This is a genomic window from Providencia sp. wls1922 (genome assembly GCF_009706505.1).
Taxonomy (GTDB): Bacteria; Pseudomonadota; Gammaproteobacteria; order Enterobacterales; family Enterobacteriaceae; genus Providencia; species Providencia lanzhouensis.
This window is the reverse complement of record NZ_WLUG01000080.1, coordinates 1-18,618: the sequence shown is the minus strand read 5'-3', so window position 1 is coordinate 18,618 and position 18,618 is coordinate 1. Positions and strand designations below refer to the sequence as shown.

Annotated in this window: 18 protein-coding genes and 2 tRNA genes; 8 read left to right on the top strand and 12 right to left on the bottom strand. The window is 41.3% G+C overall.

The window, feature by feature from the left end:
• Positions 1–7: 7 nt before the first annotated feature.
• Together rimI and GKR71_RS07935 are read right to left on the bottom strand one after the other, a co-directional pair.
• Positions 8–478, bottom strand: a complete 471-nt coding sequence (gene rimI, locus GKR71_RS07940) for a ribosomal protein S18-alanine N-acetyltransferase (RefSeq protein WP_154634107.1) — start codon at positions 476–478, stop codon at positions 8–10.
• On the bottom strand, positions 447–857 hold the full coding sequence (locus GKR71_RS07935) for a DNA polymerase III subunit psi (protein WP_036950197.1): 411 nt from the start codon (positions 855–857) through the stop codon (positions 447–449). The genes rimI and GKR71_RS07935 overlap by 32 nt, the downstream gene beginning before the upstream one ends.
• Positions 858–989: 132 nt before the next feature.
• Between GKR71_RS07935 and rsmC the strand changes: the two genes are divergently transcribed.
• From rsmC to GKR71_RS07920, 3 genes are all read left to right on the top strand, one after another.
• On the top strand, positions 990–2,003 hold the full coding sequence (gene rsmC, locus GKR71_RS07930; RefSeq protein ID WP_154599532.1) for a 16S rRNA (guanine(1207)-N(2))-methyltransferase RsmC: 1,014 nt from the start codon (positions 990–992) through the stop codon (positions 2,001–2,003).
• A 174-nt stretch (positions 2,004–2,177) separates the two neighbouring features.
• Positions 2,178–2,263, top strand: a tRNA-Leu gene (locus GKR71_RS07925).
• Between the two features lie 122 nt (positions 2,264–2,385).
• Positions 2,386–2,471, top strand: a tRNA-Leu gene (locus tag GKR71_RS07920).
• A gap of 109 nt (positions 2,472–2,580) precedes the next feature.
• Here GKR71_RS07920 and GKR71_RS07915 read toward each other — a convergent pair.
• From GKR71_RS07915 to GKR71_RS07895, 5 genes are all read right to left on the bottom strand, one after another.
• Positions 2,581–2,835 carry a DUF1435 family protein gene (locus tag GKR71_RS07915; RefSeq protein ID WP_036950193.1) on the bottom strand — a complete coding sequence of 85 codons (255 nt, stop codon included), beginning with the start codon at positions 2,833–2,835 and terminating at the stop codon, positions 2,581–2,583.
• A gap of 152 nt (positions 2,836–2,987) precedes the next feature.
• Positions 2,988–3,518: a GNAT family N-acetyltransferase gene (locus GKR71_RS07910; RefSeq protein ID WP_036950191.1), complete on the bottom strand. Its 531-nt coding sequence runs from the start codon at positions 3,516–3,518 to the stop codon at positions 2,988–2,990.
• 188 nt (positions 3,519–3,706) lie between these two features.
• A complete protein-coding gene (phoA, locus tag GKR71_RS07905) occupies positions 3,707–5,146 on the bottom strand; it encodes an alkaline phosphatase (RefSeq protein ID WP_036950188.1) in 1,440 nt (479 codons plus the stop codon).
• Between the two features lie 196 nt (positions 5,147–5,342).
• Positions 5,343–5,948 carry a DUF3156 family protein gene (locus GKR71_RS07900; RefSeq protein WP_230083374.1) on the bottom strand — a complete coding sequence of 202 codons (606 nt, stop codon included), beginning with the start codon at positions 5,946–5,948 and terminating at the stop codon, positions 5,343–5,345.
• Entirely contained in the window at positions 5,923–7,416 is a 1,494-nt protein-coding gene (locus tag GKR71_RS07895; RefSeq protein WP_036950184.1) for an APC family permease, read from the bottom strand. Before GKR71_RS07895 ends, GKR71_RS07900 begins: the two co-directional genes overlap by 26 nt.
• Before the next feature lie 397 nt (positions 7,417–7,813).
• Between GKR71_RS07895 and GKR71_RS07890 the strand changes: the two genes are divergently transcribed.
• Entirely contained in the window at positions 7,814–8,482 is a 669-nt protein-coding gene (locus tag GKR71_RS07890; protein WP_132496283.1) for a helix-turn-helix transcriptional regulator, read from the top strand.
• A gap of 63 nt (positions 8,483–8,545) precedes the next feature.
• On the opposite strand, the gene GKR71_RS07885 is transcribed toward GKR71_RS07890, so the two are convergent.
• The 5 genes from GKR71_RS07885 to GKR71_RS07865 form a co-directional block, all read right to left on the bottom strand.
• Positions 8,546–10,039, bottom strand: coding sequence for an aldehyde dehydrogenase family protein (locus GKR71_RS07885; RefSeq protein ID WP_154599533.1), 1,494 nt, complete (start codon positions 10,037–10,039; stop codon positions 8,546–8,548).
• 29 nt (positions 10,040–10,068) lie between these two features.
• Entirely contained in the window at positions 10,069–10,437 is a 369-nt protein-coding gene (locus GKR71_RS07880) for a cupin domain-containing protein (RefSeq protein ID WP_036950178.1), read from the bottom strand.
• 57 nt (positions 10,438–10,494) lie between these two features.
• Positions 10,495–11,796, bottom strand: a complete 1,302-nt coding sequence (locus tag GKR71_RS07875) for an NAD(P)/FAD-dependent oxidoreductase (RefSeq protein WP_036950176.1) — start codon at positions 11,794–11,796, stop codon at positions 10,495–10,497.
• 349 nt (positions 11,797–12,145) lie between these two features.
• A complete protein-coding gene (locus GKR71_RS07870) occupies positions 12,146–12,892 on the bottom strand; it encodes a helix-turn-helix transcriptional regulator (RefSeq protein WP_036950174.1) in 747 nt (248 codons plus the stop codon).
• Positions 12,893–13,131: 239 nt separating this feature from the next.
• Positions 13,132–14,118, bottom strand: a complete 987-nt coding sequence (locus GKR71_RS07865; protein WP_036950171.1) for a glycosyltransferase — start codon at positions 14,116–14,118, stop codon at positions 13,132–13,134.
• Positions 14,119–14,330: 212 nt separating this feature from the next.
• Here GKR71_RS07865 and GKR71_RS07860 point away from each other — a divergent pair, with 212 nt between their 5' ends.
• The 4 genes from GKR71_RS07860 to idi all read left to right on the top strand — a co-directional run bounded on the left by GKR71_RS07860 (position 14,331) and on the right by idi (position 18,497).
• Positions 14,331–15,251, top strand: a complete 921-nt coding sequence (locus tag GKR71_RS07860; protein ID WP_036950169.1) for a DUF808 domain-containing protein — start codon at positions 14,331–14,333, stop codon at positions 15,249–15,251.
• 74 nt (positions 15,252–15,325) lie between these two features.
• A complete protein-coding gene (gene narX / locus GKR71_RS07855) occupies positions 15,326–17,104 on the top strand; it encodes a nitrate/nitrite two-component system sensor histidine kinase NarX (protein ID WP_108479617.1) in 1,779 nt (592 codons plus the stop codon).
• A gap of 54 nt (positions 17,105–17,158) precedes the next feature.
• A complete protein-coding gene (gene narL, locus GKR71_RS07850; RefSeq protein WP_036950165.1) occupies positions 17,159–17,797 on the top strand; it encodes a two-component system response regulator NarL in 639 nt (212 codons plus the stop codon).
• Positions 17,798–17,975: 178 nt separating this feature from the next.
• The gene (gene idi / locus GKR71_RS07845) at positions 17,976–18,497 is read left to right on the top strand and encodes an isopentenyl-diphosphate Delta-isomerase (protein ID WP_154599534.1); all 522 of its coding nucleotides are present in this window, start codon (positions 17,976–17,978) and stop codon (positions 18,495–18,497) included.
• The last annotated feature ends 121 nt before the right edge of the window (positions 18,498–18,618 follow it).

Here is an 18,618-nt window from a genome sequence, read left to right as displayed (position 1 = left end):
AAATGTATTACGCTTTTTGGCTAAACATGTCTTCGCTGAACAAGGTTAATGCCAGTACTAACGCATCTTCTCGACCCGTTTTCGTCGGATAATAGTCTTTACGTACTGTCGCCTGTTGAAAACCAAGTTTATCATACAGATGAATGGCTGAAGCGTTAGACTCTCTCACTTCCAACCACAGCGTTGAAACCCCTCGATTAACAAGATCGTGAATTAATCTTTCTAATAGCATTCGTCCATAGCCATGTCCTTGAAAATCAGGGTGAATAGCAATATTGAACAGCGTAGCTTCATCTAATACATACTGAGTTATTGCATACCCAACAATTTGATTATTAACTGATATTTTTAGATTATGGTATTTTTCACCTTGGTTTCCATAAAAAACTCGCTCAGTCCATGGAAAATCATGACTTAACTTTTCAATTAAGAAGGCTGTCGCGAGATCAGATTGCTTGAGTGTTGAAATTTTCATCATATTGATAAATTTGTTTCCATAGTGCCTGTTTAGCATTGCTGCTTGCTATCAGTTCAGACAAAACAGGAGAAAGAAATGTGACTTTTGAACCTTCGGGATGAATGCCATCCCCTATCACCCAACAAGGTATTGTTATTGGTGTTGGAATGAGTTTGAGCTGATCGGAATTAATGCACACAACGTCAATCTCATCGATCTTCATTGTGAGAAAAATATCTTTTAACAGCTGGCTGTTTAAATCAAGGTTCTCATCAGTGATAATAATAAGCTTAGTCGACTCAGGAATGCGTACACCACGTTCACCACGTAACACAGTCGGATTTCTCACCATCCATTGAGTGATCCCCATTTGTTCTAAAAGTCTGTCACGTCGTGTCATTGCTTTACCCAGTCGTTAGTTAACAACCACATCTTATCAAAGGGGATTAATAGCGCCAACAGCAATGCTATTTATCTTTTTTCTGGTAAGGTAGTCCGCGTGGTTATATTCATTTTAGGAGATAGACAGAATATGTCATTACTGACACCCGCCAGCGAAGTTATTCAACGCCATTTAGAGCACTTTACCGATCGTCATGTTCTTTTGGCAGGCGATATTCAGGATGAACTGGGTGCAATTTTAGAAGCCGCCAGCGTGCGCGTGCTCACTAACCAGTACCATCGCTGGAAAAACTTACAGCCGGCATTGGGTGAAAATGTTCTGTTTGCTTCAACAGCAACCGCGGAATTCGTTAAACCTTGCGACACCTTAATTTACTTTTGGTCTAAGAACAAACAAGAAGCCGCGTTCCAACTTGATGATTTATGTACCCATCTTGCTGCTGGCAGCCAAATTTTTATCGTCGGCGAAAACCGCAGCGGCGTAAAAAGTGCCGAAGCGATAATGGAAGGGATTGCGACACTGCAAAAAATTGATTCCGCACGCCGCTGTGGGCTCTATTACGGTGAATTAGAGCAACCAACCGAATTTGATATTAAGCGCTGGTGGCGTAACTATCAGGTTGATAATGTGAAAATTCATGCACTTCCAGGTGTATTCAGCCATAACGAGTTAGATATCGGCAGTGATTTACTGCTCTCCACATTGACTGAGCCAATGAGCGGTAATGTGCTTGATCTGGCTTGCGGTAACGGCGTACTCGCCGCGGTTATCGGCTCACAAAATCCAGATGTCACCTTAACCCTGAGTGATGTCAGCGCATCCGCGATTGATTCAGCTACAGCAACATTAGCGGCCAACAACCTGACCGGAAAAGTGATCCCAAGCGACGTTTATTCCGATCTTGATGATAAATTTGATTGGATCATTTCTAACCCGCCGTTCCATGATGGGATCAACACCAGTTATAACGCGGTAGAAACGCTTATTTTCCAAGCCCCTAAATACCTGAAAAAAGGTGGGCGCTTACGGATCGTGGCGAATGCATTTTTACCTTATCCTGACTTACTGGATAAAGCGTTTGGCGGTCATGTGGTTCTGGCTAAGACAGGTAAATTCAAAGTTTACGAAGCCATTAAGCGCTAAAACGACGAAATTATCTCATTGTCGATTTTGTTTCTAACGGTCAACTTTCTAAGTTGACCGTTTTTTCATCAAACAAAATTACGCGGATAAAAATTTATTGACGTCTGCGCAAATTAGCCTAAAATCCGCACCGTACTATTGATGCATGAGCAATTATGCAAAAGAGTTAGTATTGCGAGGGTGGCGGAATTGGTAGACGCGCTAGCTTCAGGTGTTAGTGTCCTTTGGACGTGGGGGTTCAAGTCCCCCCTTTCGCACCACTTACTCTTCATAATTTCAATTATCTATGCGTTGACTGCTCTTCGCTATCCGTATCACATAGTTATCTATGTATTGAGCATGATATACACAAGTATCAATAGAAAGAATTTTGACAGTATTTGCGAGGGTGGCGGAATTGGTAGACGCGCTAGCTTCAGGTGTTAGTGTCCTATGGACGTGGGGGTTCAAGTCCCCCCTTTCGCACCACTGTTAATGATTCGTAACCTTAATCTTCAAGAATTCAATCTTCAAAGGTTCAATCCTCGATAGCCATTCGCCCACCAACATTCCTAACCTAAATATCGTTTAAACAATCTTAGCTTCGCATAATAAAAATCAGCAAGAAGCAGCCTAAAGACATTACTGCTGGAATAATGAGTAAACGCCGTGAGCCACGATTAAACAGCATGCCTGCCGTCGCAATCATCAAGGTGATCATTGCCACTTTCAGTGGATCAAACCCCATATTGCTCAGCAAATACATAATACTCAGTAACACCACCGCGAAGACGCCCCACAAACCAGCGCCAATACGCCGCAACCCTGTTGCTTTTGATACGCTAGTTCCCATAACGCCTCCCATTTATAGCTAACGAGTCTTTAGCTAACTCATAATTAGTCTATAATTTCGCTAAAGATGATAATGATTATCAATCATATCTGCGTTTCTATAAAAATCAATCAAATTTTTGTGAGGAAAATATTTCCCCCACGGTAAAAACATCACTCAAAAATACAAATAAAGTGAATATCTTCAGGCTCTAGCGCAAACAGCACAGGATCAGGCTTTTCGAGTAGTTCACAGCCCATATATTGATAAAAATGCACCGTATTTTCGGAGGGGGTTGCAGAAACATACAATCCACCAGCGCCTTTCTCCAACGCCCTCTGCTGACATAGTTTGAAAAGCTGGCCGCCCAGCCCTTCACCACGATATTGGTAACTAACATGAAGAAAAGAGAGCTGTAACAGATCCTGATTTTCCCCTCGCCATACATTATCTAAACTCGCTGCGGCGATCAGTTTTTCATCATCAAAAATACCAAAGAAAACAGCGCCATTATCATAACTTTCCAGCAAATGCGGGGTGTATGCATCGGTTTCACCTTCCGGCCAACCTTTCATATCAAAGCGTTGAGCAGAAAGAACTAACTCTCCTTGTTGGTGAAGATAAAGGTGTTCAATCAATTCAGTTCTATCAATCGACCACACATTTGGGATCTCATCCCGCGTGAGCTCGCGTGTTATTCTCATTTTTATTGGTCTCTTAATGCTTGTATAAAGGCTATATAAATCGGATACATAGAGAGCATACAGGCTACACAATCAAAAAGAAATCAGGGCATGAAGAAGGAAACTTAATGAGGATTTATTGGACTTTATAAACAAAAAAGTTCTCTGTAGCATCCTACCGCAGAGAACTTTTAACTACAGGGGTTGGTTTATTGCTTCAATCCCATCGCATCGCGCATGGTAAAGAACAAATCGGTTTGGTCAGTCAGACCCATCACGTTCGCGGCGTGTGGACCATAGGCCGCAACACGTAGCTGAGCACCTGTATGCTCCTGTGAATCTTCTTCTTCAGAGTTACCGTAGTTTACGGTCATCACGGTACCATCTTTAGTAATCAGCGCTTGAGTTAAGCCTGATGATTTAGTTCCGTCTGGAATAATTTGACTAGAATGCGAGTGGTCAGCGGTCACGATAACCAGTGTATCACCGTGCTTCTTAGCGAAATCTAATCCCACTTGTACCGCTTGATCCAGCGAGACAGTCTCACCGATTTGACCACATGGATTCGCTTTATGATCCTGCTTATCGATAGAAGCGCTTTCAACTTGTAAGAAGAAGCCATTCGGATTTACTTTCAATAAATCAATCGCTTTTTCAGTCATTTGCGCTAATGTCGGTGCATTCGGGTCTAACTTAGAATTCGGTTTACACTCTAATGCTGCGTTATTTAAGTTACCGTGATAAGTAGCTTTTGGGCCTTCCCACGCCACGGTCATGTTGCCATCATGGAACAGACCTAACACAGGTTTATCTTGGTTTGCTTCTTTGATTGCATCGAGTGACTTAGCATCACGGACGATAGTGAATCCACGCTCTTCCGCTTGTTTTTCCAAGGTTTTCCCTTTGTAATCACCCGCTTTAGCTTCCTGCTTAAAGCTTTTCGCACCACCACCTAATGTGACATCGGCACGGGTGATCATTAACTGTTCAGAGATAGAACCACGACCGCCATTTTCCAGCGCATTGGTTGCACACTTTTCACTGGTCTCTTCAGGACCGTAACATTTACGCCCCGTCACATGAGAAAACTGAGCCGCTGGCGTTGCATCTTGGATTTCAGATGTCGTCACGTTACCCGTTGCTTTACCATTACGTTTCGCAATTTCAATCAATGTGTCATGGTCTTTACCGAATACATCAATCCCTAAAGCGCCGTTATAGGTTTTCACACCGGATGACCATGCTGTTGCAGATGCCGCAGAATCAGTTACATAGTCTGGTTTTTGTGTTTTCTTATCTAATGCGTAATGGGTGTATTGTCCAGTGATTGGCAATGCATCGATTCCTTTAAAGAAACCGCCAGCCCCTTCAGCATAGTTACGTGCGACGGTAATTTCAGAATCCCCCATACCATCGCCGATAAATAAAATGACGTTCTTTGCTTGACCATTATGCAGTGCCGCTTTCATGATATCCGTCTGTTCAGTCGATAAACGGCGAGCACCACCAAACTTAGTGATATCCCCTTTTGCAGCGCGACTTTCTGAAACTGCATCATTTTTATCCGCGGCATAAGCGGGGATTGCAGTTCCTAAAATTAACGTACTTACAGCGACGGCTAACATAGATTTCATAAAATTACCTGTCATAACTTTTATCCTTGCCAATCAATAAAAAGAAGAGTGAATATACTTCGAATAATTGACCAGCATGCTAGAGCAGCCAGATGACAGTTGAATGACGGTTTTATGTCGATATAAAGATGATTGTCATAAACATAGCAGCCATAAACATAACAATCATAAAAGCGAAACGCCCAATCAGGGCGTTATCGATGAGAAAAAATTATTGATGAGGTGTTTGTTGGCTCATGAGTTGAGAAATCAGCTGTAGTGCGCTTAATAAGCGATGTCGCTGCTGATCAGTCAAACGTAAATAACGCCGAGCAGCAGGGAGCCGACTAACCATTTCAGAAGCGGTGTAAGGCTCAATTTCGCAACGCCAAACGCCATTTTTGACAGCAATATGACAGTGAGTGAAATCTAGCTCTTCGAAAGTTTGGCGGATCACGGGGTACTGCTCTAAGCTTTCGACCAAAAATTTCCCTTCCGTTTGTTGGGTCGTGAACTGAACGTGTTTTTTCCGCGCTGACCCTGCTGTTTTCACATCAATCTGTGCCACCAGCGCACTGTCACATTTTCCCGAAACTGCAAAGCGACTATGCACAATAAACGCCATAAACAAGGTTTTCACACGCTCAGTCACTTCCACTTTAATACCTTGAGGCAATTGGATGAGCAACACTCCAGGCGCCCCCCACTCACAAACATAAGGAGCGATATCTTTCTCAATCCGATTTAAAGTTAACCCCGCTTGATACCCTGTCGGGAGGCGTTTTTGAGTTAACCTTTTCCACCATGGTGACTTAGGCAAGGTTACGTAAAGGCTCAAGTTCCACCTCCTCTGCATTGTCATCGTCAAATGAGTTGGACAATACTTGTTCAACCGGAACGGGCTTAAATGGATTCACTTTCTGCACTAACACGGTCCAACCTAATGCATAACTCGCAGTTAATCCCAACATAATGGCAAATGGAATATACACGTCCGCTTTATTCATGCCCGGCGGCGTGATGTAAACAATCGCTAGAATAATCCCCACACTCGAAATAATTTGAGGGATAGGGAAGAATGGTGAGCGATAAGCACGATGTAAATCAGGGCGACGAATACGCAATAGCACCACAGAAATCGTCACTAATAAGTACGCCGTTCCCCACGAACACACAGCCGCCAGCACCAACGGGATAATGCGATCTAAATCCCCTTGGATAGCAAATGCGTGTAAACATGGGATCATCACCGCCACTAAAATACCAAACACTGGCGTTTTAAAGCGAGGGTGTAAATAAGCGAACACTTTTGGTAATGCACCATCTAATGCCATGCCGTAAAGAATGCGTGGAACTGCCGCCATCAATGTATTGATAGTTGCCCCACCCGCCAGCAATAAGGCGATTCCAATCCAGTATTTACCGAAGTCACCCATAATTTGCCCAGCAAACGCAGGAATAGCCATCGGTGTTTCTAATAGGCTCACACCATTTTGAGGGTCAACAATCACGTTTTCGACTTGGTTTGTCAGTGCCGCACCAAACAGGAACATACAGAATGCCACGCCACATAAACCAATCGCCATCGCACGCGGGATCACTTTGGCTGAATTTTTAATTTCCGGCGCCATCGGTGTCACTAATTCACAGCCGACAAACATAAACATCGCCATTCCCACAAAGCTAAGAACAAGGGTCGGGTCAGAAATATTCAGCCCTTGACCAAACCAGCCTTCTGCGGAAACATGGAATGGCATTAGCAGCCCACAAATACTGAAAATCACCAACGTGCTCCACATTGCAAAAGTGAGCACCACTTCCACTTTGCCGAAAGCTTCGATACCAAATGCATTCAATAAGCCGAATGCCACAACTAAACCAACCCCCACCATCCAAGAGGAGTTATTAGTTTCCAGCACTGTATTCAAGCTTTCAAAGTTCACTAACGCCATAATACCGGACAAAATGGTCTCTGCTGTACCTGCAAAAACGTGAACTATCAGATAGGCAGACAGTGCCCCTGTAATCGCCCAAAAGCGCCCCATACCGCAGGAGATATAGTCGTAAACAGAACCGGAGGTCGGTAAAATTGCCGCCGCTTCGGAGAATGTGGTTAATTGAGCCTGCATCATGATAAAGCTCAGTAAAACAGCTAAGGCAAAAGTATCACCGCCGATCCCAAAACCACTGGTTACAGTGAGGATCACAGGGCTTGCCATAATCACGCCAACCGAACTAGCGAGCGTTGTTGGAAAGCCAACCTTACCTTTTTCAATGTGTGATGTTAATTTTGAGGATAAATTCATTTTGCTTCCCTCTCTCTGCTCACAGCCCAAATTGTGAATTTTTTGTAAAAATGAAGTGACTGCATTCTCACTATAGAAATAAGCCTAAACATCTCGCCATCGTCCTTTAGAACGATACCCAGAGAGAGGGGAGCACACAGAGCCTAAAACGAAAAGTACCCTTTTAAAACTCAAATAATATAATAATCATTGAAATATCAATGGTTAGTAAAAAACAACCTCATTAACATATTAACAAACACACTACGAAAGATACCCAAAGGCAGTAAACTCCCTTTAAACGATAAAAAACAAGTTTTAAATAGTGTAACCACGCTCACGTTATTAACATGTTTATTTTATGTTAATCGAATTAAATTGCATGATAGTAAGCTGTATATTTTGATGGGGTATGATGATGGTTCAACCGCTATTTAGTGAGAGTCAACAGGGCTTAATCGACTGCTGCCTAAATACAATTGCCCATATCATTCCTATTTCTGCGGCGGTTTATTATCTAGTAAATGAGCACTGGCAGCCAGAAAACCATGTACTATATGGAATTTCTGCACGTATGCATGAAGAGTATCTCTCTGCCTTTTCCCAGCACGACCCTCTACATCCCGACCATTTTCGTGGTGAGGATCTCCGTTTAGTGAAGATGCCAGTGGAAATGCGTCAGCACGATCAAACCTTCTTCCATGATTTTATGCAGCCAAACCATATCGCAGATATGGCAGAGATTTTTATTCGCCGTAAAAATAAGATTGTGGCGGGAATTTCCGTGCTACGCGATACGCCATTTACGCCGGAAGAGGTGATTAGGCTCAATGCAATCTTACCAATTGCGGAGCTTATGACATTTGATGTGCGACCCGATTCTCTGGTTTCCTATACCCCGAAAGAGCAAGAAATTATTCATTTAGTGCGAGAAGGCGCCAGTAATAAGCGTATTGCGCTGCTGTTGGGTGTTTCGCTTTCCACTGTAAAAACCCATCTACGCAATATTTTTACCAAAGCCAATGTGAGCAACCGGACAGAATTAGTTTCCTCCGGATTTATACTGCGCCAAGATAAAATTTTATAAAAAATCCCGGCGCATTGGCCGGGAAAACTGTTGCTTTACAGAAAAAACAAAACCACTAACGCTCTAATAACGCACCATGACGGACTTTAATTCAGTGTAGTGCTCGATGAATGCACTACCAAATTCACGACCAATTCCAGAGGACTTAATACCACCGAAAGGTACTGCTGGGTCGAGGAAGGTGTGCATATTCACCCAAACAGTTCCAGCTTCAATTTGTGAGACCATGCGCATTGCTTTACTAAGATCATTTGTCCATACGCTCGCAGCCAAGCCAAATGGCGTGCTATTCATCATCGTAATCAGCTCATCTTCATCATCATAAGCCAAGAAAGTGCCGATAGGACCAAATGTCTCTTCTTTCATTAACACATCATCTGGGCCATTTGCTCGGATAATCGTAGGCGGAACAAAGTAACCCGCACCAGCAATTGGCTGCCCACCATAGACAATTTCACTGCCATCTTGGCGTGCTTTTTCAAATAGGCTTAAGATCTTATCGTAATGAGCTTTATTGGCTAATGGTCCCATTTCTGTGGTTTCATCCAATGGCGAGCCAACCTTCATTGCCGATAAACGCGTTTTTAGCGCTTCCAGAACCGTATCCATCAATTTAGATGGAATATAGAAACGCTCTGCCGCTGCACAGATTTGCCCTTGGTTTAAATAACCCGCTTCAATGATGCCGCTCACAATCTTATCCACGGATAAATCCGCTAAGAATGCTGCACCATTTTTACCACCCAATTCTAATGTGACGCGAGTCAGTTTGCCTTCCATCGCTGAGCGCCCTACCGCCAATCCAGTCGGCACTGAGCCTGTAAAGGTCACTTTCGAACAAAGTTCATGGCTAATTAAAGCAGGTCCCACTTCGCGACCACCACCATTTACAATATTGATTACACCATCAGGAATACCCGCTTCTTTGGCTAATTCAGCCACGCGCAACATGGTCAGAGGGGTAAACTCACTTGGCTTCAGTACAATCGTGCAGCCACATGTCAATGCAGCCGCTAATTTCCAAATGGAAATCATAATGGAGAAGTTCCATGGGATAATCCCAGCAACCACCCCGACAGGCTCACGCTGGGTAAATGCCGAGTATTTTTCGCCATTAAATGATGGCAAAGAAACATTCAGGGTTTCACCGCTAATTTTAGTTGCCCAGCCCGCAAAATAACGTAAAAACTGTGCCGCTGAACCTACTTCCAGAAAGCGTGATAACTGAATGGTTTTCCCAGAACTTAAGGTTTCTAATTGCGCTAATTCTTCTAAGTGTTTTTCGAGCAAATCCGCTAAACGATTCAAACAGTTGCCTCGTTCCATCGGCGTGGTATTTGCCCATGAGCCTTTAAATGCGGCATATGCCGCATTCATCGCTGCATCAACTTCTTCGCAAGTTCCTTCTTTCACTTTCGCAATCACTTGCTCGGTGGCTGGATTCACGACTTCAAAATAAGCATCTCCCTTGCCAGAAACAGGCAATCCATTAATAAAATGACCGTGTTGACGGTTCAAGAATTCTCTAACTTCTGGTAACAGGGTTAACTCACTCATCGTTATCTCCACCTCGTTAATTTATCGAATTACGCATTCACGCAGGCTAAATAGTGTTTTACAAAACGTGGTGCGCTGATTTCCCAAAGTACTTCAGTGCCTTTGGCTGCAAACCAAGAGTCGCCTTTATGGTATTCCACGGTGACGCCTGTTTTTACGTCGGTTAATTTCACCGAACCTTCATGGACAGTTGCCATTTCATCAAATGGGTAAACCATCTTAAATTTACCTGTTGTACAAGCAAAAATACCGCAAGTCAGATTATCTGTTGGCTCTCCGTGGATCATCGCCACGCTTGCTTGTGGATCACCTTCAACAACCACAGAACCTAAATTGCTCACGCTACCAATGTTCAGTAATTCAGGAAGTGCTTTGTTTAACAGTAATGGGCTGATCATCTTTCTTACCTTCTCTTATGTAATAAAATCAAAAATGGACATTAAATTTAGGAAAACTTAGCGGCGACCTTGCCAATATCCTGATAACTGATGCCAACACTTGGCAAGTGACACAATGGCATTACGCATGCTGTCTTTCCCCATAATGTCAGCATGAGGAATCGAACTCATCAGGTCATAGCGGCTGGAACCTTCAACCATTCCCTCAGCAAGCACCTTACACACGATCTGGCTTGGCGTAACACCAAAGCCTGAATAGCCTTGTACGTAGAACACGTTTTTATGACCAGGGATCGTGCCAATTTGCGGGAATAAGTTAGCACTACACGCCATTGGCCCTCCCCATGCCAGCTCGATTTTGACGTCTTTCAGGTATGGGAAAACATTCAGCATCAATTTGCGGTTCCACTCTTTCAAGTCGGATGGAATGTATTCTAAAAAGTACGTCGAGCTACCAAATAGCAGGCGATTTTCGTTTGTTACACGGTAGTAATCGATGACTGGGCGAATATCGCTGTATGCCCCGCGAATTGGGCTAATGCGTTCAATTAATTCATCGGAAAGCTCTTCCGTCATTAACTGATAAGCATAGGTGTTAATTGTTTTTGGGTATAACGTCGGCTCAAGACCATTCAAGAAGCCATCGCACGCCCACAACATTTTTTTCGCTTTCACGGAACCCATCGCGGTACGAACCGTTACTGTATCGCCGTACTCAACATTCAAAACTTGGCTGTTTTCAAAAATTTTTGCGCCATATTCACTCACCGCTTTCGCTTCCCCCAGTAACAGGTTAAGTGAATGAACATGTCCGCCTCCCATGTGTTTGATTCCACATGTATAAGCGTCAGATCCGATAATCTGCTTTAAATCTGAACCTGTATAAAATTCAATTTCTTCATCTGGCGCGACGGCTTTAAAATCTGCAAGCCAACTGCGCAATGTTTTTTCTTGGCGCTTGTTACTACCTAAGTAGGCATAACCATGGCAAAAATCCGCATCAATATTGTATTTGGCGATACGGTCACGCATGATCCCCGCGCCCATGTTGCTCAGTTTAAAAATCGTTTCTAAACCTTCAGAACCAACGTGTTTTTTAATCGCATCGAGGTCATGACCAATACCAGCCATCACTTGCCCACCGTTACGTCCTGTACCGCCATAACCAAGATGGCGACCTTCCAAGATAGCAATGTTGGTAATTCCCTTTTCACACAATTCTAATGCTGTATTAATCCCTGAGAATCCACCACCGATGATCACGACATCCACATCAATGTCTTCTTTCAAAGTTGGGAAACGCAGATCATATTTTTTGGTTGCTGAGTAATAAGTTAATGATTCTACTTGGTTATTCATAATGGATACCCTATCTAGTATCTTGCAATAACCTTGATTATCTTAACCAATCATTAACAGTTACATAGCCCTTTAGGGACATTCGAAACATAAAGTTAACATTTGTGACGTGGATACAATATTTACTTATAAATAAGATTAAATCAATTTAAACCTTTTATGTTTTAATTCAAAAGGATAAATATTTATTATTATATTAATAGAAATTATTACATATTTTAGTAAAGGATGAAGGCAAGGAGTATTTCATTGCTAAGAGACAAATACAACTAATTGAAAAATAAAACTTTATCAAGGTTGTCTAGTTTAACCATCTGATATATACAAGAAATACACTAACTCTACTCAATTACTGTTTTATTGGAGTCATTAATAAATTAAACAATTCAACTTGAGAGTTAATCTCTAATTTTTGATAGATATTCTTGCGGTGATTTTTGACAGTACCCAAGCTAATAAACAGCGCCTCGGCAATTTGTGGGGAGCCTTTACCTTCCAAAATTAATTCAACGACCTCACACTCTCTTGGCGTCAAACCAAAGCAAGTTTGTAAGTCAGTATTACGGTAATGGCTGGATACTGAGTTAGGCACGACTTCCTTATGTAATCGAGCGATACTTCGAATAATATCAAAGGCTTCTTTTAATGAGGCTTGTTTATTTTCGTCTGAAAGAAAAGGCTGGTCTTCATTACCAAAGAAAATACCTAATTGTTTATCGGCCGATAGCTCCAGCAACAGCCCCGCCTCATCGCACCAACCGGTCTTACGATAAAAGTTAAGATAATAATCAGTATGATAAAACCCTTTCGGTGCAACTTCTTTCAATGTCAGCACCTTCGAGCTGCCACCTTTTTGTAGTTCTTGATAGAAAGGATCCATCAGATAAGCGCCACGCTGATAAATACGATTGATACTGTCACTATTGCGCTTCTCAACTTTCGACAGAAAACGCGGCGCACCTTCTTTTTCAAAGGCATAAATAATGGCGTTATCAAAGACCACAAAAGAGGACAGCCATGACAACAAATTGGGGTAAAACTGGTTGGTTGCCACGGAGTCAATAAGGTCAGGTAATTTATGCAGATAATGATCCATTCAGCCCTCACTCATTAACTTATTAATAATTTATCACCGTGTATATTCAGGCGAACTATAACCCTATAAAGACCATATTCTGAGAGGAAGCTCAATTTTTTTGTTATTAATATGTTAATTAAATCACAATATATGCTATGGATATTAATAATATTTTATCAATTATTTAATAAGTTGAAGGGGATCGAAGAAAGTACAGAAGTAATAAAAGAGAGCAGCCCCGAAAGGCTGCTAGAGAACTATTTATTGATAATGGCCTTCAATTTGCTGTAACGACGGATCAAACGCCACTTTAATTTCAGCGTTGTGGCATGCTTCCAAACAATATCCCAGTAACCTTTATCGAAAAACAGCTGAACCATCTGCTTTTGCGTTTCCGGTGACTTGATGGCTAATAGCGCTAAAACAACCCCTAAGCCTTCTTTCCCCACTTGCCATAAGCAAGCCGGTGCTTGTTTCACTTCTTCAGGATGGCGCTTATAGATATCCATCAACATATCTAAGATCTTCAGATAGGTATTGATCTTACGTACTGAGCGCTCATCTCCGGTTAAAGAGTGAGAAACGGATTGGTTATGGATCAGATATTCATAATATTGTTCATTGATAAACTGCACTCGTTTAGCAACGAGCAGCATTTCGGTAGTCCAAGGAATATCTTGATGGTGTAATCTTGGTTCAAAGGAAAAATTGTGTTCTCTAATTAATGACAAGCGATACAGATTCAACCAAGTTACATGGAGAAATTTACGAGAGCTCAAGCCAATTTGCAGCCATTGAGGGCCCGTGATCACGCCAGTAGAAGGCACTTTATTTGGCGGAAAAATAGCTTTTGGCGCATCCCCATTGGTGTACACATAAGTACCATTGCAAGTTGCTACGTCCAGATCCCCCACTAAGGCAATCTCTAATAAACGACCATACATTCTGGCATCAATTTCATCATCAATATCAGGGAAAGTGATGTATTTCCCTGTTGCGACAGCCATTCCGGTATTACGCGCAACGGAAACGCCACCGTTTTCCTGAGTGAGTACTTTGAAATTCTCAAACTTATCTTCGTATTGACGAATGACTGATTCGCTATCATCTGTTGAACCATCGTTCACAACGATCAGTTCCCAGTTTTCGAGCTTTTGGGCAATTAAGCTGTCAAAAAAATGGGGTAAAAACTTTTCGCCGTTATAAACAGCAACAACGATACTCAATACAGGCTGAAGGGACATGGATTAACCTTACGCTCATTAAAAATGATGATAATGACAAAATATATTCTTGTTTTTCATGAAAAATTCATAATCAAATCAAAGCTGTTATGATAAGAGCAACTTTACCTATCCCGATTATTACTCAAATTATCAAATCGCTGTGAACTAATTTTGACTTATCTTACCTAAGAAATGTCAATTATACCTCACCTTAACAAAAGGATCCTCCTGTGGCTGGAAGTAGCTTACTTGCCTTATTAGATGATATTGCAGCAGTTTTAGATGATGTGTCCGTGATGACAAAAATGGCGGCAAAAAAAACATCTGGTGTTCTGGGTGATGACCTCGCTTTAAATGCGCAACAAGTCACAGGCGTTCGCGCTGAAAGAGAGATCCCTGTCGTCTTGGCTGTCGCAAAGGGCTCATTCATCAACAAACTCATTTTAGTCCCACTAGCATTACTGATTAGCGCTTTCATTCCGTGGGCAGTCACACCATTATTAATGATTGGAGGCGCATATCTCTGCTTTGAAGGCGCTGAAAAACTTGCCCATAAGTATCTACACAAACATGAAATCTCACCATCAGAAGCAGCACGAGAAGCTCAGCGTTCAGAACAAGAAATAGCGGCATTTGAAAAACAAAAAATTAAAGGTGCAATCCGTACTGATTTTGTTTTATCGGCGGAAATTATCGCTATTACTTTAGGTATCGTTTCTTCAACAACGCTCCTAAACCAATTTGCAGTTTTATCAATTATTGCCATTGTCATGACTGTCGGGGTGTATGGATTAGTTGCTGGTATAGTCAAACTAGATGACTTAGGCTTCTATCTACAGAAAAAAGCCTCTACTTTGCTGCGTAAATGCGGTAATGGGTTAATTTATGTAACCCCTTATTTAATGAAAACATTATCTGTTGTAGGAACGGCCGCGATGTTTATGGTCGGAGGGGGGATACTCACTCACGGAATTACCTATCTGCATTTATGGATCGAAAAAATGGCAGAAAAGACAGGCAGCATCGGTGTTGTTGGTAATACACTACAATTTTTGACTCCTTCCATTCTTAATTTAATTTTTGGTCTAGTTATCGGTTTACTTATTGTTTTCATTATTAACTTTTTTGCTCGATTTAAAAAAACAAAATAAAGCTAAAAACTGACTAATATCCTTAAATACATTATGGTAATAGTCAGTTTATTTTGTATCAGGAAAAAGAGAGAATGCCGACACTTTACCGACGATTTTCGATCATCAACCAGGTTATTGGGTTAATGCTACTTATTGCTGTTTTAGGCATTATCGGTATGACAATTTCCAACCGTATGATCATCAGTGTACAAGGCAATGCTCATGCCATTAACACATCAGGTTCCTTGCGCATGCAAAGTTACCGCCTACTTTCTTTAACGCCCATAAACCAGCATAGTCAGAATTATCTTGATGAATTAGAGAAAGACTTACTCAGCCCCGAACTCACCCAAGTGGTTAAAATTGAAAACCTTACACCTGAATTTAATAAAATACATGAATTTTGGCTAAACACTTTAAGACCCGCACTCACAAAAGCATCTTCACCTGATGATGCCCGTTATGAAGTCATTACTTTTGTTAATATGCTCAATGAGTTAGTTCATAACATTGATGATAAAACTGAGAAAAAAATCGCTTACGTTGCAATGACTCAGCTGATTTTTATTAGCTTAGTCTTTTTACTGTTGATGGGAACAATCTGGCATTTAAGACGAAAAATTTATTACCCATGGATGAAACTGCTTTCTATGGTTAATGCTATTGGGCGTAAAGACTTTACTCAGCGCTATCCCATGAAGAATAATAAGCAAGATGAGCTCAATGCCCTAGGTGAAACCCTCAATCATATGTCTGATGAGCTGGCGCAAAGTTACCACCAACTCGAAGAACGTGTGGCCGAAAAAACCGCGGACTTACTCGCTAAAAACCGAGTTTTGTCATATCTTTATCAATCAAATCAAATATTACACTCATCGGAAACGCTTTATTCAAGATTACAAAAAGTTCTCGCCGAGCTGAAAAACATTACGCAGCTAGAGAACTTGCGCCTCAAATTATATGAAGATAGCAATGAACAATATTTTCATGAAATCTCTTATGCCACGACCAATCTCGAAATAGATAAAACAAAGCTATCTTCCACTAATCAGCATCCATTACACAATGATCCAGCAAAAGAATATCAAACGTTACAGTGGGATCTCTCTGATAACATGCACCGATATGGTGTAATTATTGGTGAAATTGAGCAAAAACAACCATTTTCTGATGAAAAAAACAGATTGGTTCTTATGCTAGCGAAACAGATTTCAGGTATGCTCACCATGGAGCAACAGATAGAGCAACAGCAGCAGCTGCTAATCATGGATGAACGTGCCGCTATTGCTAGAGAGCTTCATGACTCTATCGCACAATCACTCTCATGTTTAAAAATGCAAATTAGCTATCTGCAAATGCAACCAGAACCATTACCAGAAACAACTCTACATTTGCTCAATGAGATGCGTACAGAAATTAATACTGCATACAGCCAGTTACGGGAATTATTAACGACTTTCCGCTTGAAACTCACTGAATCAGGTCTATTACCTTCACTCAAAAGTACTTTAGGTGAATTTAGTGGGCGTATTGGCTTTAATATTCAGCTTCATTATGAAATTCCAGCGAAAAGTATCTCACCACACCAATCTATCCACATAATACAAATAATTCGAGAAGCACTAAGTAATATTCTGAAGCATGCTAATGCAACTTGGGCTAAAGTTTCATTAAGCCAACATAGAGGCACTGTCACCATTACAATTGATGATAATGGTAATGGTATTGATGACAATCCAAATAAACTTAACCATTATGGCCTCATTATTATGAGAGAAAGAGCACTTAGCCTGAATGGCGAGTGCTACATTACTCAACGTGCCGGAGGGGGAACCGAAGTGAAAGTCACATTCCCCTTATCTGACATCTAAAACATCTGATATTTAGAACACCGGATCAAATCATTCATGGAGACTAAAAATATAATGACCGAAAAATCAACGATCCTACTTATTGATGATCACCCAATGCTCCGAAATGGTGTAAAACAGCTGATTAGCTTAGAGCCTTCACTTAAAGTTATCGGTGAAGCTGGAGATGGAAAAACAGGTATTCAGATAGCAGAAGAGCAAGATCCTGACCTGATCCTTTTAGATCTCAATATGCCTGGAATGAATGGCTTTGAAACCCTAGATGAACTCAGAAAACGTGAACTCTCAGGCAGAATTATTCTCTTTACCGTATCGAATTATAGTGATGATTTGATCAGTGCGCTTAAGCGAGGTGCTGATGGTTATTTGCTAAAAGATATGGAGCCTGAAGAACTGATTATCGCACTCAAAGAAGCCGCAAGTGGAAAAATGGTGGTTAGCCCGACATTAACCTCTGTCCTTGCTGAATCATTAAGAGAAAACCAATCACAAAATGAAAGCGATGCAATCGCACTAACACCACGAGAATCCGACATTTTAGAGCTTATCGCTCAAGGATTATCAAATAAAATGATCGCTCGAAATTTAGATATCGCAGAGAGCACAGTAAAAGTACATGTAAAACATTTACTTAAAAAACTAAATCTAAAATCTAGAGTCGAAGCTGCTGTCTGGGTGCTCCAACAAAAATAATATTTTTTCATCATACCGTCTTCATTCATAGCTAAATGATTGATTCATCTAGCTATGAGTGCACTTATCAATCTCACTGTATAAATTAGCAAGGGCTATTAATAGCTCTAATCTACAAGTCATTTTTTTCCAGTTATAATAAGCTTGCTTTTGACTCTTACTGATACAGATTATCCTTATGATAGAAGAACAACTTATTTTAGTTAATGAACAAGACACGCCAATTGGTAGCATGCCAAAACTACTTGCTCATCAGCAAGGTTGCCTACATCGTGCATTTTCTATCTTTATTTATAACCGTAAGAACGAATTACTCATTCAACAACGCGCATTTCATAAATATCATTCCGCTGGGCAGTGGGCAAATTCCTGCTGTAGCCATCCAAGGCCGCAAGAAGATACCCATGATGCAGCTTTACGCCGCTTAACAGAAGAACTCGGGTTTTCAACTTCATTAACTCATGTTGGTGAGTTTATTTATAAAGCTGATGTGAATGGCGGGCTAATTGAGCATGAGTATGACCACCTATTTGTGGGCTACTATGACAATCAAGTCATTCCTAATCCTGAAGAAGTCAGTGCTACCTGCTGGATTAGCCTTGAAACTTTAGCCCAAGAAATCAGTACTCATCCTGAAAAATTTACTCCGTGGTTCAAGAAAATCTGGGAAAAATACCCGTTACTGAATTTTTCTTCCTAATCCTTCTTTTATATTACGTCAGCCATAACGTATTCCTTTTTTCTCTGTTACCAGATAGTCTTTTCATAAGCAACAGATAGTATAACCAATTAATATATAGATATTTTCTTACAATAGAATA